At 63.6% G+C, this 23165-nt stretch carries 19 protein-coding genes; 12 read left to right on the top strand and 7 right to left on the bottom strand.

Annotation, left to right across the window (positions count from 1 at the left end; translation table 11 throughout):
• The first annotated feature begins 72 nt into the window (after positions 1–72).
• The 3 genes from IMX18_RS02900 to IMX18_RS02890 all read left to right on the top strand — a co-directional run bounded on the left by IMX18_RS02900 (position 73) and on the right by IMX18_RS02890 (position 4611).
• Positions 73–3222: a transglycosylase domain-containing protein gene (locus IMX18_RS02900; protein ID WP_054573738.1), complete on the top strand. Its 3150-nt coding sequence runs from the start codon at positions 73–75 to the stop codon at positions 3220–3222.
• An 89-nt stretch (positions 3223–3311) separates the two neighbouring features.
• Entirely contained in the window at positions 3312–3857 is a 546-nt protein-coding gene (locus tag IMX18_RS02895; RefSeq protein ID WP_054573739.1) for a PadR family transcriptional regulator, read from the top strand.
• Complete coding sequence (locus IMX18_RS02890; RefSeq protein ID WP_015271584.1) at positions 3850–4611, top strand: siderophore-interacting protein; 762 nt, start codon at positions 3850–3852, stop codon at positions 4609–4611. Before IMX18_RS02895 ends, IMX18_RS02890 begins: the two co-directional genes overlap by 8 nt.
• Before the next feature lie 243 nt (positions 4612–4854).
• Here IMX18_RS02890 and IMX18_RS02885 read toward each other — a convergent pair whose 3' ends face one another.
• A complete protein-coding gene (locus IMX18_RS02885; protein WP_015271585.1) occupies positions 4855–5490 on the bottom strand; it encodes a Pr6Pr family membrane protein in 636 nt (211 codons plus the stop codon).
• Between the two features lies 1 nt (position 5491).
• Positions 5492–5713, bottom strand: a complete 222-nt coding sequence (locus tag IMX18_RS02880) for a VF530 family protein (RefSeq protein ID WP_003252112.1) — start codon at positions 5711–5713, stop codon at positions 5492–5494.
• A gap of 165 nt (positions 5714–5878) precedes the next feature.
• On the opposite strand from IMX18_RS02880, the gene IMX18_RS02875 reads away from it, so the two are divergent.
• The 7 genes from IMX18_RS02875 (at position 5879) to cmoB (ending at position 17076) form a co-directional block, all read left to right on the top strand.
• On the top strand, positions 5879–7930 hold the full coding sequence (locus tag IMX18_RS02875) for a TonB-dependent receptor (protein WP_100412742.1): 2052 nt from the start codon (positions 5879–5881) through the stop codon (positions 7928–7930).
• Positions 7931–8245: 315 nt separating this feature from the next.
• Entirely contained in the window at positions 8246–9580 is a 1335-nt protein-coding gene (locus IMX18_RS02870; protein WP_013973984.1) for a carbohydrate porin, read from the top strand.
• A 30-nt stretch (positions 9581–9610) separates the two neighbouring features.
• Positions 9611–12022, top strand: coding sequence for a glucose/quinate/shikimate family membrane-bound PQQ-dependent dehydrogenase (locus IMX18_RS02865; RefSeq protein ID WP_013973985.1), 2412 nt, complete (start codon positions 9611–9613; stop codon positions 12020–12022).
• Between the two features lie 236 nt (positions 12023–12258).
• Positions 12259–14679, top strand: a complete 2421-nt coding sequence (gene lon / locus IMX18_RS02860) for an endopeptidase La (protein WP_100412745.1) — start codon at positions 12259–12261, stop codon at positions 14677–14679.
• A 160-nt stretch (positions 14680–14839) separates the two neighbouring features.
• Positions 14840–15232: a protease inhibitor I42 family protein gene (locus IMX18_RS02855; protein ID WP_015271588.1), complete on the top strand. Its 393-nt coding sequence runs from the start codon at positions 14840–14842 to the stop codon at positions 15230–15232.
• Positions 15233–15379: 147 nt separating this feature from the next.
• Positions 15380–16123: a carboxy-S-adenosyl-L-methionine synthase CmoA gene (gene cmoA / locus IMX18_RS02850; RefSeq protein ID WP_015271589.1), complete on the top strand. Its 744-nt coding sequence runs from the start codon at positions 15380–15382 to the stop codon at positions 16121–16123.
• Positions 16120–17076: a tRNA 5-methoxyuridine(34)/uridine 5-oxyacetic acid(34) synthase CmoB gene (cmoB, locus tag IMX18_RS02845; protein ID WP_015271590.1), complete on the top strand. Its 957-nt coding sequence runs from the start codon at positions 16120–16122 to the stop codon at positions 17074–17076. Before cmoA ends, cmoB begins: the two co-directional genes overlap by 4 nt.
• A 69-nt stretch (positions 17077–17145) precedes the next feature.
• Here cmoB and IMX18_RS02840 read toward each other — a convergent pair whose 3' ends face one another.
• On the bottom strand, positions 17146–17349 hold the full coding sequence (locus IMX18_RS02840) for a hypothetical protein (RefSeq protein WP_015271591.1): 204 nt from the start codon (positions 17347–17349) through the stop codon (positions 17146–17148).
• Positions 17350–17698: 349 nt separating this feature from the next.
• On the opposite strand from IMX18_RS02840, the gene IMX18_RS02835 reads away from it, so the two are divergent.
• Together IMX18_RS02835 and IMX18_RS02830 are read left to right on the top strand one after the other, a co-directional pair.
• Positions 17699–18373, top strand: coding sequence for a heavy metal response regulator transcription factor (locus IMX18_RS02835; RefSeq protein WP_003258489.1), 675 nt, complete (start codon positions 17699–17701; stop codon positions 18371–18373).
• Positions 18370–19752, top strand: coding sequence for a heavy metal sensor histidine kinase (locus tag IMX18_RS02830; RefSeq protein ID WP_100412746.1), 1383 nt, complete (start codon positions 18370–18372; stop codon positions 19750–19752). Before IMX18_RS02835 ends, IMX18_RS02830 begins: the two co-directional genes overlap by 4 nt.
• 65 nt (positions 19753–19817) lie before the next feature.
• On the opposite strand, the gene pdxJ is transcribed toward IMX18_RS02830, so the two are convergent.
• The 4 genes from pdxJ to rnc form a co-directional block, all read right to left on the bottom strand.
• The gene (pdxJ, locus tag IMX18_RS02825) at positions 19818–20540 is read right to left on the bottom strand and encodes a pyridoxine 5'-phosphate synthase (protein ID WP_153670549.1); all 723 of its coding nucleotides are present in this window, start codon (positions 20538–20540) and stop codon (positions 19818–19820) included.
• 61 nt (positions 20541–20601) lie between these two features.
• Positions 20602–21285 (bottom strand): DNA repair protein RecO, encoded by a 684-nt coding sequence (gene recO / locus IMX18_RS02820; RefSeq protein WP_015271594.1) that lies wholly within the window; start codon positions 21283–21285, stop codon positions 20602–20604.
• A gap of 170 nt (positions 21286–21455) precedes the next feature.
• Positions 21456–22358 carry a GTPase Era gene (gene era, locus IMX18_RS02815; protein ID WP_015271595.1) on the bottom strand — a complete coding sequence of 301 codons (903 nt, stop codon included), beginning with the start codon at positions 22356–22358 and terminating at the stop codon, positions 21456–21458.
• On the bottom strand, positions 22351–23040 hold the full coding sequence (rnc, locus tag IMX18_RS02810; RefSeq protein WP_003258487.1) for a ribonuclease III: 690 nt from the start codon (positions 23038–23040) through the stop codon (positions 22351–22353). Before rnc ends, era begins: the two co-directional genes overlap by 8 nt.
• Positions 23041–23165 lie beyond the last annotated feature (125 nt).

The following is a 23165-nucleotide window of genomic DNA, read 5'->3' as shown; positions in this document are numbered from 1 at the left end:
TTTTTCACCTGACCCGCTCAACGTCTAAGCTTCAGACAAGCAAGACGAAAATACCTGGCCGGATAGAAGACTATGGGCGCACTGTGGCAATCGGAACCAAGCAGAACGGAAGCACCCGAGATACCTCCGGCCGAGACGCCACAACCAAAGTCCCCCCGTCAGCGTCGGCTATGGTGGCGGCTGATCATCCTCATGCTGCTGGTGGCGCTGGTTGCCATCGGCTTCGCTGCATATGACGAATTCCGCACCTCCAACCTGCAGTCGCGGGAATTCAGCAAGCTGGCAAGCACCCTCACCTATTCGCTGCAACCAGGCCCCAGCGATGCCATCGTCTACCCCGGCGAAGGGCCGTTCGACAAACGCCTGGGCTACAGTGCCCTGGGCGAATTCCTGCCACGCCTGCTCAAGCGCGACTACCTGATCAGCGAGCAGGTGAAGTTCTCGCCGGCGTTGATGAACTACGTCGATCATGGGCTGTTCGCCCCCTATATCGAGAAAATCCAGGCTGGCCTGTCGATCACCGACTGCCGTGGCGACATGCTGTACCAGTACAACTACCCGCAACACTTGTACCCGGACTTTGCGGCGATCCCGCCGGTTATCGTCAACAGCCTGCTGTTCATCGAGAACCGCGACCTGCTCGACACCAAGGACCCGCGCAACAACCCGGCCGTGGACTGGCCGCGCTTCGCCAAGGCCGCCTACAGCCAGGTGGCCAAGTACCTGGCCCTGCCCGGCCAGTCCGCTGGCGGTAGCACCCTGGCCACGCAGCTTGAAAAGTACCGTCATTCACCGGACGGCCTGACCGTTTCCGGCGCCGAGAAGATCCGCCAGATGATTTCCGCCAGCGTGCGTGCCTATCAGGGCGGCCCTGATACAACCGAGGCGCGCCAGCGCATCGTGCGGGACTACCTCAACAGCGTGCCGCTGTCGGCAGTACCTGGGCATGGCGAAGTGCATGGCATGGCCGAAGGCCTGCGGGTGTGGTACGGCGCCGATTTCGACCAGGTCAACCAGGCCCTGAGTTCCACCGCCAGCGACCCTGAGAGCATGGCCGCACGCGGCCTGGCCCTGCGCCAGGTGCTGTCGCTGATGATTGCCCAGCGCCGGCCGTCGCACTACCTGTCCAAGGGGCGGCTCGAACTGGCCGAACTGACCGACGCGCACATCCGCGTGCTGGCCGCCAACAAGGTCATCGAGCGGCCACTGGCCGACGCTGCACTGGCCAGCAAGGCGGTATACCGCGACTGGGTGGCGCAACCGACCATCGTGCCGATCGTCACCAACAAGGGCATCAGCCTGGCACGCAACCGCCTGGCAGCCATGCTCAACCGCCCGCTGTACGATCTCGACCGGCTGGATCTGTCGGCCACCAGCACCCTGCAGTCCGACCTGCAACTGCAGGTCAGCCAGTACCTGAAAAACCTTTCCGACCCTGAATTCGCGGCGCAGATCGGCCTGATCGGCGAACGCCTGCTCACCGCCAAGACCACCGATCAGGTGAGCTACAGCTTCACCTTGTTCGAGCGCACCGCCGACGGCTCGCGGGTGCGGGTGCAGACCGACAGCACCGACCAGCCATTCGATATCAACGAAGGCAGCAAGCTGGAGCTGGGTTCAACCGCCAAGTTGCGGGTGCTCACCACCTACCTGGAGATCATCGCCGAACTGCACGACAAATACGCCGGCAAGCCAGCCGCCGAGTTGAAGAAAGTCGAAGTCGCCGAGCTAGACCGCATCAGCCAGTGGTCGCTGGAATGGCTGGCGCAGAACAGCAAGAACCAGAGCCTGGACGCCATGCTCGATGCCGCACTGGAACGCAAGTATTCGGCCAACACCGGCGAAGCCTTCTTCACCGGCGGCGGCATGCATGTGTTCAACAACTTCCGCAAGGAAGACAACAGCCGCAACCCAACCCTCAAGGATGCATTGCGCGAATCGATCAACCTGCCGTTCATCCGCCTGATGCGCGACCTGGTGCGCTACGTGACCTACCAGCAACCGTATAACCGCGTGCCGCTGCTCAAGGACGACTCCGACCCGCGCCGCCAGGAATACCTGGCCCGTTTCGCCGACAAGGAAGGCACCAACTACCTGATGCGCTTCTGGAAGAAATACCAGCGCAAGACCTCGCAGCAGCGCCTGGACACCTTCCTCGACAGCATGCGCGTGACCCCGCAACGGTTGGCGGCCGTGCACCGCTACCTGTTCCCCGAGGCTGGCCAGGAAACCTTCAACGCCTTCGTCCGCGCCCACCTCAAGGGTGACAAGATCGTCCTGGGCAAACTGACCGATGGCCGCCTGTCGGAGATGTACGACGCCTATGGCCCGGGCAAGTACGACCTACCCGACCAGGGCTATATCGCCAAGGTCCACCCGCTGGACTTGTGGCTGTTGGGTTACCTGCTGAAGAACCCCGGTTCGACCTTGACCGAAATGGTCAATGCCAGCCGCTTCGAGCGCCAGGAGGTTTACGGCTGGCTGTTCAAGAGCCGCCATCAGGGCGCCCGTGACAGCCGCATTCGCACCATGGTGGAGATCGAAGCGTTCCTCGACATTCACCAGCGCTGGAAGCGCGTGGGCTATCCATTCGACCACCTGGTACCCTCGCTGGCCACCGCCATCGGCAGCTCGGGCGACCGCCCCGCCGCCCTCTCCGAGCTGGTCGGCATCATTCAGAACGACGGTGTGCGCCTGCCGACCTTGCGGATCGACACCCTGCACTTCGCAGCCAATACGCCTTACGAGACCAAGCTGGTCACCGACCCGGACCGGGGTGTGCGGATTCTGCCGGTCGAAGTCGCGCGCGCCCTCAAAGGCGCCATGTCGCAGGTGGTGGATGCGGGCACCGCGCGGCGTATTTCCGGCAGTTTCAAGCTGCAGGACGGCACGCCACTGGTGATGGGCGGCAAAACCGGTACCGGTGACAACCGCATCGAAAGCTTTGGTGCTGGCGGCCGACTGATCGGCTCGCGCTCGCTGAACCGAACCGCCACCTTCGTGTTCTTCCTGGGCGACAACCATTTCGGCACCTTGACCGCATTCGTGCCGGGGCGCTCGGCAGAGGCCTTCAAGTTCACCTCGGCGCTGCCGGTGCAGGTGCTCAAGGGTATGGCTCCGATTCTCATGCCTTACCTGCAACCGGGCAATCCGAATGAGTGCAAAGCGCCGCAGGTGGCCATGCACACAGCCGCGCCGCAAGGGGATACATCGAACAACTAGATGATAATCATCTGCAATTAAGGGCTTGTCTTTAGATATATCTTGAGTAATATCTTACGATATATCGCAAACGACGGAGCCCTGCCCCCATGCGCGAACATACCCCCCATGACCCCTTCGAGCGGCGCCCAGGTCGTGGCGAACGCGGCCCGCGCGTCTTCGCTCCCGGCGACCTCAAGCTGCTGATGCTGGCCCTGCTCGCCGAGCAGCCAGGCCACGGCTACGACCTGATCCGCCAGATCGAAAACCTGTTCGACGGTAGCTACAGCCCAAGCCCCGGGGTGATCTACCCCACCCTCAACTTCCTTGAGGAAGCCGAACTGATCAGCGGCCAGGTGCAGGGCAGCAAACGCCTCTATGCCATCACACAAGCCGGCCGCACCGCCCTGGCCGAACAGGCCGTCGCACTGGACGGCGTGCGCATGCGCATCGAAGTCAGCAAGCGCGCCCTGCGCGGCCACGACCGCCCACCAGAGATTCATGAAGCGGTCGGCAACCTGCGCCACGCACTGCACATGCACAGCGGCCGCTGGACACCGGAAGAAATCGAGCGGGTCCGCGACCTGCTCAACCACGCCGCCAAGGCCATCGCCTCCTCGCCGGCTGAACCTGCCAGGGAGACACCCCATGAGTGACACCATTCACCGCGTCAACCACGAAATCCGCCAACGCCACCTGCAGGTGCTGCGGGTCACCGAACTGACCCCGCGCATGCGCCGCATCACTCTCGGGGGTGCCGAGCTGCAAGGTTTCACCAGCGTGGGCAGCGACGACCATATCAAGCTGTTGTTCGCCGAAACGCCGGAGCAACAGCAAGCCATCGAGGCTCGCAACCTGGGCCGAGAAGGTGGCGCACGGCCTACCATGCGCGAATACACGCCACGGCGCATCGACCTGGTGGCCAATGAACTGGATATCGACTTCGTGCTGCACGGCGATGGCCCTGCATCCACCTGGGCCGCCCAGGCGGCACCCGGGCAAACCCTGAACATCGCCGGGCCGCGGGCTTCGATGGTGGTGCCGGACATCTTCGACAGCTACCTGCTGATCGGTGACGAAACTGCCATCCCGGCCATTGGCCGCCGCCTGGAGGAGTTGCCTGCGGGCCGTCAGGTGCTGGCGGTTATCCAGATCGAAGACGAGCAGGAACGCCAGCCACTGCCGAGCAAGGCACAGGTGGAGGTGATCTGGGTACGTCGCCAACAGGAGGACTTGCTGGCACTGGTGAAGAACCTGACCTTGCCGCAGGGCCGGTTGTACGGCTGGGTGGCACTGGAAAAAGCCCTGAGCCGGCAGGCCAAGGCACTGTTGCTGGAGAAAGGCTTGCCTGAGGATGCGCTCAAGGCTGTGGCCTACTGGCGTGCCGACGGGACTGCGGACGACGAATGATTGTTTATTGCCTGCATTAGTCCTATCGGGCAAGCCAGCCACAGGAATCGCGCAGCCCCTGTGGGAGCGGCCTTGTGTCGCGAAAGGGCTGCAAAGCAGCCCCAGCAATTTCAACTATCGCGCATCAATCCTGGGGCCGCGTTGCGGCCCTATCGCGACACAAGGCCGCTCCTACAGGTACAGCGACAACCTCGAGAGTAACGCTGTACCTGTGTGGCTTGCCGGCGATAGGGCCAGTGCAGGTCAAGCCAATCTGTGCAGCCCCCGCCACCGATCCAGCCCCAGCAACACCAGCCCAATCCCCCAGAACCCCGCCAACACCCCCAGGGCATTGAGCACTACCTGCCCATACCCCAGGCTCGCCACGTCGATGAACGGGTAGGCATACACGCCAATCTCGCTCCCACGCCACAGCGCGTAGGCAAAATATGTCGCCGGGTAAACCGCCCAGACCAGCAGATGCCATAGCCGCAACCTACCTTTGGGCACCTCGCACCACCAGTACAAGGCATATAGCACGGGCATCACATCGTGCAGCAACTCGTCCGCCAGCCATTGCCAGCCCTGCGGTTGCCACAAGTGACGCAAAAGCACGCTGTAGGCCAATGCCACCAGCACGATGCTGGCAGCCACTGCGGAACTCACCGAAGGCGACAGGAAAAAGCGTTTGGCACGGCCTTCCCGGCCAAACGCCGCATAACTGAGCACCGTTGCCACCAGGGTGTTGGTCAACACGGTGAAATACCCGAACACATTGATCAGGCCACCCACCAGGCTGGCCTGCTCCTGCCAACGCGCCAGCAGCACCAGATACACCTGCACGGTCAGGCCGAACCAGCCCAGCACGGCCATGCCGGTCAGCCAGGGGCGACGCGGCATGTCAGGCCTGGCGCTGCAGCTTCACGTACAGCTGCTCGACCTTTTCCCGTGCCCACGGCGTCTTGCGCAGGAAGGTCAGGCTCGACTTGATGGTCGGGTTGCTTTTGAAGCAGCGCACATCGATGCGCTCGGCCAGGCCCTGCCATTGGTAGTGCGCCACCAGCTCGGTGAGGATCTGTTCGAGGGTCTTGCCGTGCAGCGCGTTGTGTTGGGCCGTGCTCATGCCAGTGCTCCGTAGGAAAGATGCGCACCTTACACGAGTGTAGTGGTGGGTGGGATCAGGTGAGTCAACAGAAAAACCGCTGGCCAGGCGCAAAACCTCTGTGCTGAAATAGAGATGTTATATTGTAACAATACAAAAGCATCTGCCAAGGAACGCCCCATCCCCATGCTGTACACACCGCTTCGCCTCTCTCCCCTCGCCGTCGCGCTCTGGCTTGCCACACCACCCAGCCAAGCGGTGGAGCTCGAGCCCCAGGTCATCACCGCCAACCCTTTGGGTAACAGCCAGCTGGCCGCCCCCAGCACCGTGCTCGAAGGCGACAACCTGCTGCAACAGCAGCACGGCAGCCTTGGTGAAACCCTGAACAAGCAGCCCGGAGTCGCCTCCACCTGGTTCGGCCCTGGCGCCAGTCGCCCGGTAATTCGTGGCCTGGACGGCGACCGCATTCGCATCCTGCGCAATGGCGTCGGCACCCTCGACGCTTCATCACTGTCCTACGACCACGCCGTGCCGCTGGACCCGGTGACCGTCGAGCGCGTCGAGATCGTCCGTGGCCCGGCTGCCCTGCTCTACGGCGGCAACGCCATCGGCGGCGTGGTCAATACCTTCGACAACCGCATCCCGGATGCCCCCATCGAGGGCATCCACGGTGCCGGTGAACTGCGCTACGGCGGCGCCGATACCACCCGCAGCAGCGCTGGCAAGCTGGAGGCCGGCAACGGTGCCTTCGCCCTGCACCTGGATGCCAACAGCCGCCAGTTCAACGACCTGCGCATCCCCGGTTACGCGCGCAGTTCCAAGGTGCGCGATGCCGACGAACCCGGCAGCAAGCACCGCCTGGAAAACAGCGATGGCCGCCAGGACGGTGGCGCCCTGGGTGGCGCCTACCATTGGGACCACGGTTACGCCGGCCTGTCGTACAGCCGCTACGACAGTAACTATGGCTCGGTGGCCGAGCCAGGTGTGCGCCTGGACATGAAGCAGGACCATTACGCCTTCGCCTCCGAGCTGCGTGACATGGACGGCCCGTTCACTTCGATCAAGGTCGATGCCGGCTACACCGACTACGAGCATCGTGAAATCGAAGAAGGCGAGGTCCACACCACCTTCAGGAACAAGGGCTATGAAGCACGTATCGAAGCTCGCCACCAACCGCTCGGGCCGGTAGAAGGCGTGATCGGCGCCCAGGTCAGCCGCAACGAATTCTCCGCGTTGGGCGAGGAAGCCTTCGTCCCGCACACCGACACCGACAGCCTGGCGCTGTTCATGCTGGAGCAGTGGCAAGCCACCGAGCGCCTCAACCTGAGCCTGGGTGCACGCATGGAGCACACCCGGGTCGATCCGGATGCCAAAGGCAACGAGAACTTCGCCGACGCCGACAGCGCCAGCAGTTTCAACACCTTCAGCCTGTCTTCCGGGGCGGTGTACCAGCTCGACCCGGTCTGGTCGCTGGCCGCCAACCTCGGCTACACCGAGCGCGCCCCGACCTTCTACGAGCTGTATGCCAATGGTGCCCACGTGGCCACCGGAGCCTTTGAAGTCGGCGATGCCAGCCTGAACAAGGAAAAAGCCGTTTCCGCCGACCTGGCCCTGCGTTTCGACAACGGCACCCACAAGGGCAGTTTCGGGGTGTTCTACAGCCACTTCCGCAACTACATCGGCCTGATCAGCACCGGCAACATCCGCGAGGGGCATGACCACGATCATGATGAGGATGACCACGACCATGATCACGATCATGACCACGGCGGTTTCCCGGAGTACCAGTATCAGGGCGTGCGGGCGCGATTCTATGGCATCGAGGCCCAGGATCGCTGGCAGCTGGCCGAGAACCGCTACGGCAGCTTCGCGTTGGAAGTGTCTGGTGACTACACCCGGGCCAAGAACCTGGACAGTGGCGAGCCGCTGCCCCGCATCGCCCCGCTGCGCCTGAACAGCGGCCTGGTCTGGGAGCTGGACCGCTGGCAGGCGCGGGTCGACGTGCAACACGCTGCGTCTCAGCATCGCAAACCGGCCAACGAAACCAGCACTGATGGCTATACCACGCTAGGGGCCAGCGTTGGTTACCGCTTCGAAGTTGGCCAGAGCCAGTGGCTGGCGTTTGTGCGCGGCGAAAACCTGACGGACCAGACCGTGCGCTATGCCAGCTCGATCCTGCGCGACATCGCCCCGGCGCCGGGGCGTAGTGTGGAAGTGGGTCTGCGTACCACCTTCTGAAATCGCGGGGGCGCTTCGCGCCCCTTTCGCCGGCAAGCCCCACCGGTATTGCTTCTGCCTCAAGTGCAACGCCATCCTGTGGGAGCTGGCTTGCCGGCGATTGGGCTGCAAAGCAGCCGCCTCTGCAGCCAATTATTACCTGTCGAACAACAATCCACTGCGACAATTTGTCTTTTTTTCTTACAACTTCCCCTATATCCTCCCCGCCGCAAGCTGAATCGCTTCATCGAAACCATCTTGTCGCCATTTCCATTGAAGGGCCCGCCCTTCGATGCGCTTGCCGTTTATTCAACAATCAGAAGATAGCGCTATCTCATGCTCCAACTGCCCAAAACCTGTTACATCGGCCTAGCCCTCAGCGCCCTGGCGGCTCCCAGCAGCGCCAGCGAGATGTTCGCCAGCGATTCGCCATGGATGCTCGGCGACTGGGGTGGCACCCGCAGCGAACTGCTGGAAAAAGGCTACGACTTCACCCTCGGCTACACCGGCGAGATGGGCAGCAACCTGCATGGTGGCTACGACCACGACCGCACCGCGCGCTACAGCGACCAGTTCACCTTCGGCAGCCACCTGGACCTGGAGAAGATCCTCGGCTGGAACGACACCGAATTCCAGCTGACCATTACCGAGCGCCACGGCGACAACATCAGCAACGACCGTATCAACGACCCGCGTGTCGGCGGCTTCACCTCGGCCCAGGAGGTCTGGGGCCGTGGCGAAACCTGGCGGCTGACGCAGATGTGGATCAAGCAGAAGTACTTCGATGGCGCACTGGATGTGAAATTCGGCCGTTTCGGCGAAGGCGAAGACTTCAACAGCTTCCCCTGCGACTTCCAGAACCTGGCCTTCTGCGGCTCGCAGGTAGGCAACTGGGTAGGTGGCATCTGGTACAACTGGCCGGTCAGCCAGTGGGCCCTGCGCGTCCGCTACAACCTCAGCGATGCGCTCTACGCCCAGGTCGGCGTGTACGAGCAGAACCCCTCCAACCTGGAGTCGGGCAACGGCTTCAAGCTCAGCGGCAGCGGCACCCAAGGCGCGGTAATGCCGATCGAACTGGTATGGAGCCCACAGGTCAATGGCCTGAAAGGGGAATATCGCGCCGGCTACTACTACAGTAATGCCAAGGCACAGGATGTTCTCAAGGACAGCAATGGCCAGCCGGCAGCCCTCAGCGGCGCCGCCTACCGCAGCAGTTCGAGCAAGCACGGCTTGTGGCTCGGCGCCCAGCAGCAGGTGACTTCGCTGGCGTCCGACCAGTCGCGTGGCCTGAGCCTGTTCGCCAACGCCACGGTGCACGACAAGAAGACCAATGCCATCGACAACTATGTTCAGGCAGGACTGGTATACAAAGGGCCATTCGACGCCCGCGCCAAGGACGACATCGGTTTCGCCCTCGCCCGCGTGCACGTCAACCCTGCCTATCGCAAGAACGCGCGTCTGGTCAACCAGGCCGCCGGCATCGACGACTATGACAACCCCGGTTTCCTGCCGGTACAGGACACCGAGTACAGCGCCGAGCTGTATTACGGCATCCACTTGGCCGACTGGCTCACGGTACGCCCCAACCTGCAGTACATCCGCCACCCAGGCGGGGTGTCGCAAGTCGATGGCGCCCTGATCGGCGGCCTGAAGATCCAGAGCAGTTTCTAACCCCTTTCTTGACCTGACGGAGAACCTACGATGAGCACTGAAGGTGCCAACAATGGAAGCCGCTGGCTACCGCGCCTGATCGGCGCGCTGCTGTTGCTGATGGGCCTGGCCCTGCTGGCTGGCGGCATCAAGCTGAGCCAGCTGGGCGGATCGCTGTACTACCTGATCGCCGGAATCGGCTTTGCCCTGTCTGGTATCCTGCTGCTGGCCCAACGCCGCATCGCCCTGGGCCTGTACGGCCTGGTACTGCTGGGCAGCACCGCATGGGCCCTGTTCGAAGTGGGCCTGGACTGGTGGCAACTGGTGCCACGCCTGGCCATCTGGTTTGCCATCGGCGTGGTCCTGCTGCTGCCTTGGGCGCGTCGTCCGCTGGTCGGCCCGGCCAGCAAGGCCAACACTGCGCTGCTCGGCGTTGCAGTGGTAGCATCTGGCGCTTGTGCCCTGGGCAGCCAGTTCACCCACCCCGGTGAAGTGTTTGGCGAACTGGGCCGCGACAGCAGCGAAATGGCCAGCGCCGCCCCGGCCATGCCCGACGGTGAATGGCAGGCCTACGGCCGCACCGAGCATGGCGACCGCTATTCGCCACTGCGCCAGATCACCCCGCAGAACGCCTACCGCCTCGAAGAGGCCTGGCGCATCCGCACCGGTGACCTGCCGACCGAAAACGACCCTGTGGAGCTGACCAACCAGAACACCCCACTGAAGGTCAACGGCATGCTCTATGCCTGCACCGCGCATAGCCGCTTGCTGGCCCTGGACCCGGACACCGGCGCGGAAATCTGGCGCTTTGATCCACAGGTCAAGAGCCCCGTCGGCACCTTCAAAGGCTTTGCCCACATGACCTGCCGTGGCGTTTCGTACTATGACGAAAACCGTTACGTCAGCCGCGACGGCAGCCCGGCACCGAAAATTACCGACGCCGGCCAAGCCGTGGCCCAGGCCTGCCCTCGCCGCCTCTACCTGCCGACTGCGGACGCCCGCCTGATCGCCATCAATGCCGACAACGGCAAGGTCTGCGAAGGCTTCGCCAACCAGGGCGTGATCGACCTCACCACCGGCATCGGCCCGTTCACCGCTGGCGGCTACTACTCCACCTCGCCAGCCGCAATCACCCGTGACCTGGTGATCATCGGTGGCCACGTCACCGACAACGAATCGACCAACGAGCCATCCGGCGTGATCCGCGCTTACGATGTACACGATGGTCACCTGGTGTGGAACTGGGACAGCAACAACCCGGACGACACCCAGCCACTGGCCCCCGGCAAGATGTACAGCCGCAACTCGGCCAACATGTGGTCGATCGCCAGCGTCGATGAAGACCTCGGCATGATCTACCTGCCACTGGGCAACCAGACCCCGGACCAGTGGGGCGCCGACCGCACCCCGGGCGCCGAGAAGTACAGCGCCGGCGTGGTCGCACTCGACCTGGCCACCGGCAAGGCTCGCTGGAACTACCAGTTCACCCACCACGACCTGTGGGACATGGACGTCGGCAGCCAGCCGACCCTGGTCCACCTGAAGACCGACGATGGCGTGAAGCCGGCAATCATCGTGCCGACCAAGCAAGGCAGCCTGTACGTGCTCGACCGCCGCGACGGTACGCCGATCGTGCCGATCCGCGAGATCCCCACCCCTCAAGGTGCGGTGAAGGGTGACCACACCTCGCCGACCCAGGCCCGCTCCGACCTCAACCTGCTCGGCCCTGAGCTGACCGAACAGGCCATGTGGGGCGCCACGCCGTTCGACCAGATGCTGTGCCGCATCCAGTTCCGCGAACTGCGTTACGAAGGCCAATACACTCCACCGTCCGAGCAAGGCTCGCTGGTCTACCCGGGCAACGTCGGTGTGTTCAACTGGGGTAGCGTGTCGGTCGACCCGGTGCGCCAACTGCTGTTCACCTCGCCCAACTACATGGCCTTCGTGTCGAAGATGATCCCGCGTGAGCAGGTGGCCGAGGGCAGCAAGCGCGAAAGCGAGACCAGCGGCGTGCAGCCGAACACCGGCGCACCGTACGCAGTGACCATGCACCCGTTCATGTCGCCCCTGGGCGTACCGTGCCAGGCCCCGGCCTGGGGCTATGTCGCCGCCATCGACCTGTTCACCAACAAGGTGGTGTGGAAGCACAAGAACGGCACCACCCGCGACAGCACCCCGGTACCGATCGGCCTGCCGGTTGGCGTGCCGAGCATGGGCGGCTCGATCGTCACCGCTGGTGGCGTCGGTTTCCTCAGCGGCACCCTGGACCAGTACCTGCGCGCCTATGACGTGAACAACGGCAAGGAACTGTGGAAAGCCCGCCTGCCCGCGGGTGGCCAGGCCACGCCGATGACCTACACCGGCAAGGATGGCAAGCAGTACGTGCTGGTGACTGCCGGCGGGCATGGCTCGTTGGGCACCAGGATGGGCGACTACATCATCGCCTACAAACTGGCTGAGTAAAGTTGCCGAGCCCCGCCAGCGGGGCTCACTCGTTGTAGTGGCCTCATCGCCGGCAAGCCAGCTCCCACAGGTACTCCATTAGCCTTGAAAGCAGTGGGCCACCTGTGGGAGCTGGCTTGCCGGCGATAGGGCCAGAACAGGCCACCAACGATCCCCTCCCTCCTGCCATCATCTACCATTGAAACCCATCCCCCCGCGCCCCATCTAAGCACCATAGTCATTCACGCAGGTGCCCCATGAGCGACCAGCAGGATTTCCCGGAACATCCCGACGAACACAGCGAAGTCGAACACACTACACCCCAAGCCGAAACCGGCCACGCCCTCGCCCTGCCCGGCCAGCAGCTGCCGGACAAGGTCTACGTGATCCCGATCCACAACCGTCCGTTCTTCCCGGCCCAGGTGCTGCCGGTCATAGTCAATGAAGACCCTTGGGCAGAAACCCTGGACCTGGTAGCCAAGTCGCCAGACCACAGCCTGGCCCTGTTCTTCATGGATACCCCGCCAGAAGACCACCGCCACTTCGATACCTCGGCGCTGCCGCAGTACGGCACGCTGGTAAAGGTGCACCACGCCAGCCGCGAAAACGGCAAGCTGCAGTTCGTCGCCCAGGGCCTGACCCGGGTACGCATCCGTACCTGGCTCAAGCACCACCGCCCGCCGTATCTTGTAGAGGTCGAATACCCGCGCCAGCACGCCGAGCCGACCGACGAGGTCAAGGCCTACGGCATGGCGCTGATCAACGCGATCAAGGAACTGCTGCCACTCAACCCGCTGTACAGCGAAGAGCTGAAGAACTACCTAAACCGCTTCAGCCCCAACGACCCGTCGCCGCTCACCGACTTCGCCGCCGCCCTCACTTCGGCCACCGGCAACCAGTTGCAGGAAGTGCTCGACTGCGTCCCCATGCTCAAACGCATGGAAAAGGTCCTGCCGATGCTGCGCAAAGAGGTCGAGGTCGCGCGCCTGCAGAACGAGATCTCGGCCGAAGTCAACCGGCAGATCGGCGAGCACCAGCGCGAGTTCTTCCTCAAGGAACAGCTCAAGGTCATCCAGCAGGAGCTGGGCCTGACCAAGGACGACCGCAGCGCCGACCTGGAGCAGTTCGAGCAGCGCCTCGAGGGCAAGACCCTGCCGGACCAGGCGCGCAAGCGCATCGACGAAGAGATGGGCAAGCTGGCCATCCTCGAAACCGGCTCGCCCGAATACGCCGTCACCCGCAACTACCTGGACTGGGCAACCGCCCTGCCCTGGGGTGTGTACGGCAAGGACAAGCTCGACCTCAACCACGCGCGCAAAGTCCTCGACCAGCACCACGCCGGCCTCGATGACATCAAGGAGCGCATTCTCGAGTTCCTTGCCGTGGGCGCCTGGAAAGGCGAGATCAGCGGCTCGATCGTGCTGCTGGTGGGCCCGCCCGGGGTAGGCAAGACCAGCATCGGCAAATCCATCGCCGAATCGCTCGGCCGGCCGTTCTACCGCTTCAGTGTCGGCGGCATGCGTGACGAGGCCGAGATCAAGGGCCATCGCCGCACCTACATCGGCGCCCAGCCCGGCAAGCTGGTGCAGGCCCTGAAGGACGTCGAAGTGATGAACCCGGTGATCATGCTCGACGAGATCGACAAGATGGGCCAGAGCTATCAGGGCGACCCGGCTTCAGCGCTGCTGGAAACCCTGGACCCGGAGCAGAACGTCGACTTCCTCGACCACTACCTCGACCTGCGCCTGGACCTGTCCAAGGTGCTGTTCGTGTGCACCGCCAACACCCTGGATTCGATCCCCGGGCCGTTGCTCGACCGCATGGAAGTGATCCGCCTGTCCGGCTATATCACCGAAGAGAAACTGGCCATCGCCAAGCGCCACCTGTGGCCCAAGCAGCTGGAAAAGGCTGGCGTGGCCAAGACCAGCCTCGGCATCAGCGACAGCGCCCTGCGTGCGGTGATCGAAGGCTATGCCCGCGAAGCCGGGGTACGCCAATTGGAGAAACAACTGGGCAAGCTGGTGCGCAAGGCCGTGGTCAAGCTGCTGGACAACCCCGAAGCCAAGCTGAGGATCGGCACCAAGGACCTGGAAGCTGCGCTCGGCATGCCCGTGTTCCGCAGCGAGCAGGTGCTGGCCGGCAAAGGCGTGATCACTGGCCTGGCCTGGACCAGCATGGGCGGCGCCACGCTGCCGATCGAAGCCACCCGCATCCACAGCCTCAACCGCGGCTTCAAGCTGACCGGCAAGCTGGGTGAGGTGATGAAAGAGTCGGCCGAAATCGCCTATAGCTACGTCAGCTCCAACCTCAAGCAGTTTGGTGGTGACCCAGGTTTCTTCAACGAAGCGTTCATTCACCTGCACGTGCCCGAAGGCGCCACGCCCAAGGACGGCCCAAGTGCCGGTATCACCATGGCCAGCGCCCTGCTGTCGCTGGCCCGTGACCAGGCGCCGAAGAAAGGGGTGGCCATGACTGGCGAGCTGACCCTGACCGGGCAGGTACTGCCGATTGGCGGTGTGCGCGAGAAGGTGATTGCAGCACGGCGGCAGAAGATCTTCGAGCTGATCTTGCCGGAGCCTAACCGCGGGGACTATGAAGAACTGCCGGACTACCTGCGCGAAGGCCTGACCGTGCATTTCGCCAAGCGCTTTGCCGACGTGGCCAAAGTCCTGTTCTAGCCACTCTTCGCGGGTAAACCCGCTCCCACAGGGATAGCGCAGGGCTTGAGCTCAGTGAGATCCCCGTGGGCGGGTTTACCCGCGAAAGAGCCGGCACAGGCAACACAAATCTCCTCGATCATCGGTTATCCTCAGGCCATCGCCAGCCTCCGGAGCCAACATGACCGCCCCTCGTCTGCTCGTTCCCCTGAGCTTCGCCCTGATTTCCGCCTGCGCTCAACAGCCTACGCAACCCGTCGAACTGGACGCCGAAAGCGAATGCCCGACACGCCTGCAGGTTGGCCAGGTGCTGACACTGACCCTGCCCAGCAACCCATCCACCGGCTATCGCTGGCGCGTCGAAAAACCCGCCGCCAATGTACTGCGCAGCCTTGGCCCGGAGGTGTACAGCGCTCCCGAGGAGGAAGACCTGGTCGGCAATGCCGGTGTCTCCACCTGGCGCTACCAGGCCAGCGGTACCGGCGATGGCCAGTTGGTGCTTGTGTACCAGCAGCCGTGGGCCGCAGATATTGCGCCCGTACAAACCTTCGACTGCAAGATCATCGTCCGCTAAAGGCCGCAGCTCCGTCCCGGGCAACCTGAACGGCCACTTGTTAGGGGCAGAGGCCCCTCGGCGCCCCGCCCCTTGAGCGCCGCCATGGCAAGAATCGCGGCCTTTGGCTAAAATGCGTCTCCGTTTCACCCTGTATCGAGCCCTCCCGTGAGCAAACAACCCGACCGCCTTTTCGCCCAGCCCCTGGAGCAAGTGCCCGACTTCGCCTTCAACGAGGATGTGGTGCGCGTGTTCCCGGACATGATCAAGCGCTCGGTGCCAGGCTACCCGACCATCGTCGAGAACCTCGGCGTGCTGGCCGCGCGCTTCGCCCAGCCGCACACCGCGTTGTACGACCTCGGTGCCTCGTTGGGTGCCGTTACCCAGTCGCTGCGCCGCCATGTGCGCAGTGATGGCTGCCGGGTGATTGCCGTGGACAACTCCGCGGCGATGGTCGAGCGTTGCCGCCAATACCTCACTGCCCAGGACTCGATGTTCCAGGAACTGCTGCCGGTGCAGGTGCTGGAAGCCGACATCCTGGCCCTGCCATTCGAGCCCGCCTCGGTGGTGGCGATGAACTTCACCCTGCAATTCGTCGCCCCCGACCAGCGCCTGGAACTGCTTGGCCGCATCCGCCAGGCGCTTTTGCCCGGTGGTGCGCTGATCCTCTCGGAAAAACTGCGCTTCGCCGATGCGGAACAGCAGGACCTGCTCAATGAACTGCACCTGGACTTCAAACGTGCCAATGGCTACAGCGAACTGGAAATTGCCCAGAAGCGCAGCGCCATCGAGAACGTGATGAAGCCCGACACCCTCGAAGCCCACCAGGCGCGCCTGCGCGCAGCCGGTTTCTCGAAGGTGGTGCCCTGGTTCCAATGCCTTAACTTCGCCTCGTTGATTGCCCTGCCATGATCGATCTGTCCCCCCTAGTCCGCCGCCTGGCGGGCACGCCCCTGGCTTCCTGGTCGCAAGGCCTGCAAGCGCAACTGGAAGCCAAGCTGGAGAAGGGCCACGGTGACCTCGACCGCTGGCGCGGTGCGCTGGAAGCCCTGCCCGCCCTGCAGCCGAGCGAAGTCGACCTGGTCAACGGGCTGCGCCTGGACTGCGATTGCGACGACGCGACCCGCGCGCAGATGCATCATGCACTAATGGGACTGTCGCCCTGGCGCAAAGGCCCCTTCGACCTGTTCGGCGTGCATGTGGACACCGAATGGCGTTCAGACTGGAAATGGTCGCGGGTTGGCCCGCACCTGGACCTCAAGGGCAAGCGCGTGCTCGACGTGGGCTGCGGCAACGGCTACTACCAGTGGCGCATGCTCGGTGCCGGTGCCGACATGGTGATTGGCGTCGATCCCAACTGGCTGTTCTTCTGCCAGTTCCAGGCCGTCCAGCAATACCTGCCAGAGCTGCCCGCCTGGCACCTGCCGTTCGCCCTGGAAGATCTGCCGGCCAACCTTGAAGGTTTTGACACGGTGTTTTCCATGGGGGTGTTCTATCACCGCCGCTCGCCCATCGAGCACCTGCTGGCGCTGAAGGACTGCCTGGTAAAAGGCGGGGAACTGGTGCTGGAAACCCTGGTGATCGAGGGTGACGAAAACCAGGTGCTGGTACCTGAGGACCGCTATGCACAGATGCGCAACGTCTGGTACCTGCCGTCGGTACCGGCCTTGGAGCGCTGGTTGCGCCGCGCCGGTTTCAGCGATGTGCGATGCGTCGACGTGAGCGTGACCAGCGTCGAGGAACAGCGCAGCACCGAGTGGATGCGCTACCAGTCGTTGGGCGACTTCCTTGACCCGAACGACCACAGCAAGACCATCGAAGGCCTGCCGGCTCCACGCCGCGCCACCCTGCTGGCACGCAAATGAAAAAGGCGCCCGGTTGGGCGCCTGAATACGCCCGCGCCGAGGAGCTGTCGCGGCGCAGGTGTTGTTACCTCAATCCTTGGCCAACTCGCGGGCCTTCTCCTGTGCCTTGCGCTCACGCTCTGCGACGGCCTGTTGCTTGTCGCCGTACAGGCGCTGCTGGTCTTCGCGGAACGCTTGCCAGAATTGTTTCGAACGTTCCGCACCGCCCTCGGCGTGAACACTGGCGCTGCCCAGGGCAAGGGTGGCCAACAGCAGGAATTTGGTCAGGTTCATCGTGGTTGCCTCGTGATAGCCGATCAGATACGGCCATCCTAGCGAGGGCCAGCTAACGGCAAGGTGAGGCGGGGATTACAGTCTTGCAATGTGGCCTTGTTTTGCCTGTTCGGGCCCTATCGCCGGCAAGCCAGCTCCCACAGGATCACCACAGGTCTTGGAAACTGTGCAGTACCTGTGGGAGCTGGCTTGCCGGCGATAGGGCCCTAACAGACAGCCAGATAACGGCAGCATTACAAATCCGTTATCTGCGCCGCGCGCCCTTACTCATGCCGTAACATCCCGCTCCTTGACCCTGATGCCACTACAGGGTCGAGAATCGCCCCCTTTCATCACACCGAGCCCATCCATGCGTCTACTGATCATCGAGGACGAACTGCGCACCGCCGACTACCTGCAGCAGGGCCTGCGCGAGAACGGCTACGTGGTCGACTGCGCCCACACCGGCACCGATGGCCTGCACCTGGCCCGCCAGCAGCCCTACGACCTGGTCATTCTCGACGTCAACCTGCCCGAGCTCGATGGCTGGACCGTGCTGCAGCGGCTGCGCGCCGAATCGGCCACGCGCATCATGATGCTGACCGCCCATGGCCGCCTGGCCGACCGAGTCAAGGGCCTGGACCTGGGTGCCGACGATTACCTGCTCAAACCTTTCGAGTTCCCGGAACTGCTGGCCCGTATCCGCAGCCTGCTGCGCCGCAACGACCAGCAACTGCAGCCCAGCACCCTGCGCGTCGCCGATCTGGAGCTGGACCCCGGCCGCCACCGCGCCTACCGCGCCGGGCAGCGTATCGACCTGACCGCCAAGGAATTCGCCCTGCTGCACCTGCTGATGCGTCAGACCGGCGAGGTGCTGTCGCGCACCCAGATCATCTCGCTGGTGTGGGACATGAATTTCGACTGCGACACCAATGTGGTCGAGGTTTCGATCCGGCGCCTGCGGGCCAAGATCGACGACCCGTTCGACAACAAGCTGATCCATACCCTGCGTGGCGTCGGCTACGTGCTCGAGGCACGCTTTTGAAAAACGCCAGCCTGTCACTGCGCCTGGGCCTGAGCGTGACGCTGATGGGCGCCGCACTGGTACTGCTGCTGGCCTGCCTGGCCGTGTTCGCCCTCGATCACGAACTGGACAGCCGCGCACGCAAGGACCTGGCGCGCAAGATGCTGCAGGTCGAGCACAACCTGCGCGTCGACCTGCGTAACGAAGACCTGGGCAGCCGCGCCCATCCCTTGCTCGACCTGGTGATGGGGCACGATAACCTCAGCCTCAGCGTGCTGGCTCTCGAAGGCCGCCACCCGCACCTGCTCAGCCTCGGGCCGGCGCTGGAATCACAGGTAGGCGAGCTGCGCACCGATGCCCGTCTGGCCTTTCATGCGTGGCGCGACAGCAATGGCAACCAGATACTCACCGCGACCCGGCTGATGCGCCTGCGCGACGACACCCCGGTCAAGGTGATGATGTCGCTCAACCGCGCCGACGACAACGCCCTGCTGCAGGCCTATCTGCATTCCACCTTGCTCGCGCTGCCGTTGCTGCTGTTGCTGATCGGGGCCGGTGCCTGGTGGCTGATGCAGCGCGGCCTGAGGCCACTGCGGCACTTCCGGCGCATTGCCGGGCGGGTGTCGGCCCAGGACCTGCAACATCGCCTTCCCGCTACCGGCCTGCCGCTGGAGCTGGCAGAGCTGGCCAGCAGCATCAACGTGATGCTCGACCGCCTCGATCAGGGCGTCAGCCAGCTGTCGCAGTTTTCCGATGATCTGGCCCATGAACTGCGCACACCGTTGAGCAACCTGATGGGCAAGGCGCAAGTGACGCTGGCCCGCGAACGGGACAACGCGAATTACCGGGAAGTGCTGGAAGACAGCATCGAAGAACTGACCCGGCTCAACCGCATCATCAATGACATGCTGTTTCTCGCCCAGGTCAGCCAACCCCAGGCCCAGGTCGCGCTCAAGCCCATGGCATTGGCCGACGAGACGGCGCGGGTTGTCGAGCTGTTTGCGTTCAGTGCCGAGCTGAAAGGGGTTGAGTTGCGTGTGCAAGGCTGGGGGACGGCGCAGGGTGATCGGCTGATGTTTCAGCGGGCACTGTCGAACCTGTTGAGCAATGCCATTCGGCACTGTCCGGATGGCAAGCCTGTGGAACTGTGCATCGAGCGCGTGGGCAGCGAAGTCAGGCTTTCGGTGGAAAACCAGGGGCCTGGTATTGCTGAAAAGCACCAGTCGCGCTTGTTCGAGCGGTTTTACCGGGTGGGCTCGGGGCGCTCGCGGCTGGAGGGAGGGACCGGGTTGGGGCTGGCGATCGTGAAATCGATCATGCAGTTGCATGGTGGGCGGGTCGAGGTCAGCAGCAGGCCCTTGGGGCCGACCCGGTTTACCCTGGTATTTCCTGCCGAGTAATACATCGCTTGTGCCGGCCTCTTCGCGGGTTTACCCGCGAAGAGGCCGGTACAGGCGACCAGAGATTAGCGCGAAGCCGCCACGATCAGCGCCTTCATCTCGGCCACAGCGGCCTTGAAGCCGACGAACAGCGCATGCGCCACCAGCGCATGACCGATGTTCAGCTCATTGATGCCCTTGATCGCCGCCACCGCCTCCACGTTGTGGTAGTGCAGCCCGTGGCCAGCATTGACGATCAACCCCTGCCCCACGCCAAACGCCACGCCATCGACGATACGCTTGAGCTCCTCGGCCACTTCGGTCGGGGTTTCGGCATCGGCGTAACGCCCGGTGTGCAGTTCGATGGCAGGCGCACCAACGCGACGCGACGCCTCGATCTGCCGCTCGTCGGCATCGATGAACAGCGACACTTCGGCACCGGTACGCGACAGCCGCTCAACCGCAGCCTTGATCCGTGCCTCCTGGCCCGCCACGTCAAGGCCGCCTTCGGTGGTCAGTTCCTGACGGGTTTCGGGTACCAGGCAGATGTGCGCCGGTCGGATCTTCTCGGCAAAGGCCATCATCTCTTCGGTGACGCCCATCTCGAAGTTCATGCGCGTCTGCAGCACGTCCTTCAGCAGCACCACATCACGCTCCTGGATGTGCCGACGGTCTTCACGCAGATGCACGGTGATGCCATCGGCGCCCGCTTCCTCGGCATCCAGGGCAGCCTTGACCGGATCGGGGTAACGCGTGCCCCGGGCCTGGCGCAGGGTCGCCACGTGGTCGATGTTTACGCCGAGAAGCATGCGGTTGCTGTGAGTCACGAAAGGCTCTCCTGAAGATTGAGCCCCACAGCATACGTCGTGATCAGCGCTTGCGAAACAGTTCCCGGCTGACCAGCGGTTTTGCCCCCAGATGAACCGCCAGTGCCTGGCGCATCAGGCGCTTGGCAGCGAGCAAGGCACCTGGCGCATCCCAGTCGGCTTCGGCCAGGGCCAGCAGTTCGGTGCCGCGGAACAGCCCGGGTTGCACCAGCTCGACCCGCTCCAGGCCGGCATCCACACGCAAGCGGTACAGGCCATCGACCGCGATCGCCTGGTCATTGACGTCGTGGTGCAACGAAAACGCGTAACCGAGCTCGTCCAGCAGCCGCCATTCGAAGGAGCGCAGCAGCGGCTCCAGCGGGCGACCGGCGGCCAAGGCCTGCAAGGTCAGGGTGTAGTGCTCGAACAGCGCCGGGAAAGGCGCTTCGGCGGGCAGCAGGCGCATGAGCAGTTCGTTTAGGTACAACCCGCTGAACAGGGCATCGCCATGCAGCCAGGCGGCGATGCCAGCGCTGTCCATGCGACCGACATTCTTCAGCTCGCCACGCCCGCGCAGCTCCAGTTCCAGCGGCACGAACGGCCGCACCAGGCTGCCACCCTTGCCACGCGCACGGCGCAGCACGGCACGCATGCGGCCCTGCGGGGTGAAGAAGTCCACCAGCGCGCTGGTTTCCTTGTAGGCACGACTGTGCAGCACGTAGGCTGGCTGGCCGACAGGTTGTTCCATGGAAGATCACTGGCTCCCTGTGGCTCGGTAAACTGCATATTGGGGCTGCTCTGCAGCCCATCGCCGGCAAGCCAGCTCCCACAGGTACGGCGCATGGCTTGAAGTCGATGCGATCGGGGTGGGAGCCGGCTTGCCGGCGATGGGCCGCACCGCGGCCCCAATAGTATTGCTTAGAGGTCGCCGTAGCCCAGCGAGCGGAGGGCGCGCTCGTCATCGGACCAGCCGCCTTTCACCTTGACCCACAGGTTGAGCATGACCTTGGAGTCGAACAGCACCTCCATGTCCTTGCGCGCCTCGGAGCCGATGCGCTTGATGCGCTCGCCCTTGTCGCCAATGATGATCTTCTTCTGGCCATCGCGCTCGACCAGGATCAGCGCGTGGATGTGCAGCACGTGGCCCTGCTGCTTGAATTCTTCAATTTCCACGGTGATCTGGTACGGCAATTCCGCACCCAGCTGGCGCATGATCTTTTCGCGCACCAGTTCGGCGGCCAGGAAGCGGCTGCTGCGGTCGGTGATCTGATCTTCGGGGAAGAAGTGCTCGTTCTCGGGCAGGTGCTTGGCGATCTGTGCTTCCAGCGCCTGCAGGTTGTGCCCCTGCTGCGCGGAAATAGGCATCACTTCGGCGTTCGGCAACTGCTCCTGGAGCCATTGCAGGTGCGGGATCAGTTCGGCCTTCTCTTCCATGCGGTCGGTCTTGTTGACCGCGATGATCAGTGGGCCCGTCACGTACTGCACGCGCTCCAGCACCAGTTGGTCCTCGTCGGTCCATTTGGTGCGGTCGACCACGAAGATCACCACGTCGACGTCCTTCAGGGCCGCCGAGGCATTGCGGTTCATGTAGCGGTTCAAGGCCTTGTCATTGGCCTTGTGCATACCGGGGGTATCGACGTAGATCGCCTGCACGTCACCCTCGGTCTTGATGCCGAGCATGTTGTGACGGGTGGTCTGCGGCTTGCGCGAGGTGATCGCCAGCTTCTGGCCGAGGATGTGGTTGAGCAGGGTCGACTTGCCCACGTTCGGGCGGCCGACAATGGCCACGTAGCCGCAGCGGGTCGGGTTGCTATCAGTCATTGCCATTCTCCACGCCCAGGGCGATCAGTGCAGACGCGGCGGCGACTTGCTCGGCGATACGCCGGCTAACGCCCTGGCCACGGCTCTTGTTGTTCAGCAGCACCACTTCGCATTCGACGAAGAAGGTCCGGCAGTGCGGTTCGCCCTGGATATCCACCACTTCGTAACGCGGCAGCTCACAGCTGCGCGACTGCAGGAACTCCTGCAGGCGGGTTTTCGGGTCCTTGTTGGTATCAACCAGGGTCAGGCCTTCGAATTCATCGGCCAGCCAGGCCAGCACGCGCTCCCGGGCCGTTTCCATGTCGGCGTCCAGGTAGATGGCGCCAATCAGCGCCTCCAGGGCGTCGGCCAGGATCGACTCGCGGCGGAAGCCACCGCTCTTGAGCTCCCCCGAGCCCAGGCGCAGGTGATCGCCCAGGTCGAAACCACGGGCCAGGCGGGCCAGGGTCTCACCCTTGACCAGGCGCGCGCGCAAGCGCGACAGCTGGCCTTCGCGGGCCTGCGGGAAGCGCTCGAACAGCGCTTCGCCGGCGACGAAGTTGAGAATGGCGTCACCGAGAAACTCCAGGCGCTCATTGTTGCGCCCGGCGTAGCTGCGATGGGTCAGTGCCAGGAGCATCTGGTCCTGGTTCTTGAAGGTATAACCGAGCTTTCGCTCCAGACGGGCAAGGGGAGCACTCATGCAGCCACCCGTTCGTTGTTCAACGCGTTGTTCAAATCAACATCCTGAAAGACTGTTTGGCTGTGGCCCGCCGCGATGTGCGACGAATCTCCCGATCCCTGAGAACACAGCCTATGTCAGAAATG

It is taken from the genome of Pseudomonas shirazica, assembly GCF_015168335.1.
Lineage (GTDB): Bacteria > Pseudomonadota > Gammaproteobacteria > Pseudomonadales > Pseudomonadaceae > Aquipseudomonas > Aquipseudomonas asiatica.
Note: the sequence above shows the minus strand (reverse complement) of the source record. Positions and strands in the feature narration are given on the sequence as shown.

What these genes read in the sequence shown, in the direction of transcription:
- IMX18_RS02900 (WP_054573738.1), top strand. Translation starts at nt 73, where the DNA reads ATGGGCGCACTGTGGCAATCGGAACCAAGCAGAACGGAAGCACCCGAG.
- IMX18_RS02895 (WP_054573739.1), top strand. Translation starts at nt 3,312, where the DNA reads ATGCGCGAACATACCCCCCATGACCCCTTCGAGCGGCGCCCAGGTCGT.
- IMX18_RS02890 (WP_015271584.1), top strand. Translation starts at nt 3,850, where the DNA reads ATGAGTGACACCATTCACCGCGTCAACCACGAAATCCGCCAACGCCAC.
- IMX18_RS02885 (WP_015271585.1), bottom strand. Translation starts at nt 5,490, where the DNA reads ATGCCGCGTCGCCCCTGGCTGACCGGCATGGCCGTGCTGGGCTGGTTC.
- IMX18_RS02880 (WP_003252112.1), bottom strand. Translation starts at nt 5,713, where the DNA reads ATGAGCACGGCCCAACACAACGCGCTGCACGGCAAGACCCTCGAACAG.
- IMX18_RS02875 (WP_100412742.1), top strand. Translation starts at nt 5,879, where the DNA reads ATGCTGTACACACCGCTTCGCCTCTCTCCCCTCGCCGTCGCGCTCTGG.
- IMX18_RS02870 (WP_013973984.1), top strand. Translation starts at nt 8,246, where the DNA reads ATGCTCCAACTGCCCAAAACCTGTTACATCGGCCTAGCCCTCAGCGCC.
- IMX18_RS02865 (WP_013973985.1), top strand. Translation starts at nt 9,611, where the DNA reads ATGAGCACTGAAGGTGCCAACAATGGAAGCCGCTGGCTACCGCGCCTG.
- lon (WP_100412745.1), top strand. Translation starts at nt 12,259, where the DNA reads ATGAGCGACCAGCAGGATTTCCCGGAACATCCCGACGAACACAGCGAA.
- IMX18_RS02855 (WP_015271588.1), top strand. Translation starts at nt 14,840, where the DNA reads ATGACCGCCCCTCGTCTGCTCGTTCCCCTGAGCTTCGCCCTGATTTCC.
- cmoB (WP_015271590.1), top strand. Translation starts at nt 16,120, where the DNA reads ATGATCGATCTGTCCCCCCTAGTCCGCCGCCTGGCGGGCACGCCCCTG.
- IMX18_RS02840 (WP_015271591.1), bottom strand. Translation starts at nt 17,349, where the DNA reads ATGAACCTGACCAAATTCCTGCTGTTGGCCACCCTTGCCCTGGGCAGC.
- IMX18_RS02835 (WP_003258489.1), top strand. Translation starts at nt 17,699, where the DNA reads ATGCGTCTACTGATCATCGAGGACGAACTGCGCACCGCCGACTACCTG.
- pdxJ (WP_153670549.1), bottom strand. Translation starts at nt 20,540, where the DNA reads ATGCTTCTCGGCGTAAACATCGACCACGTGGCGACCCTGCGCCAGGCC.
- recO (WP_015271594.1), bottom strand. Translation starts at nt 21,285, where the DNA reads ATGGAACAACCTGTCGGCCAGCCAGCCTACGTGCTGCACAGTCGTGCC.
- era (WP_015271595.1), bottom strand. Translation starts at nt 22,358, where the DNA reads ATGACTGATAGCAACCCGACCCGCTGCGGCTACGTGGCCATTGTCGGC.
- rnc (WP_003258487.1), bottom strand. Translation starts at nt 23,040, where the DNA reads ATGAGTGCTCCCCTTGCCCGTCTGGAGCGAAAGCTCGGTTATACCTTC.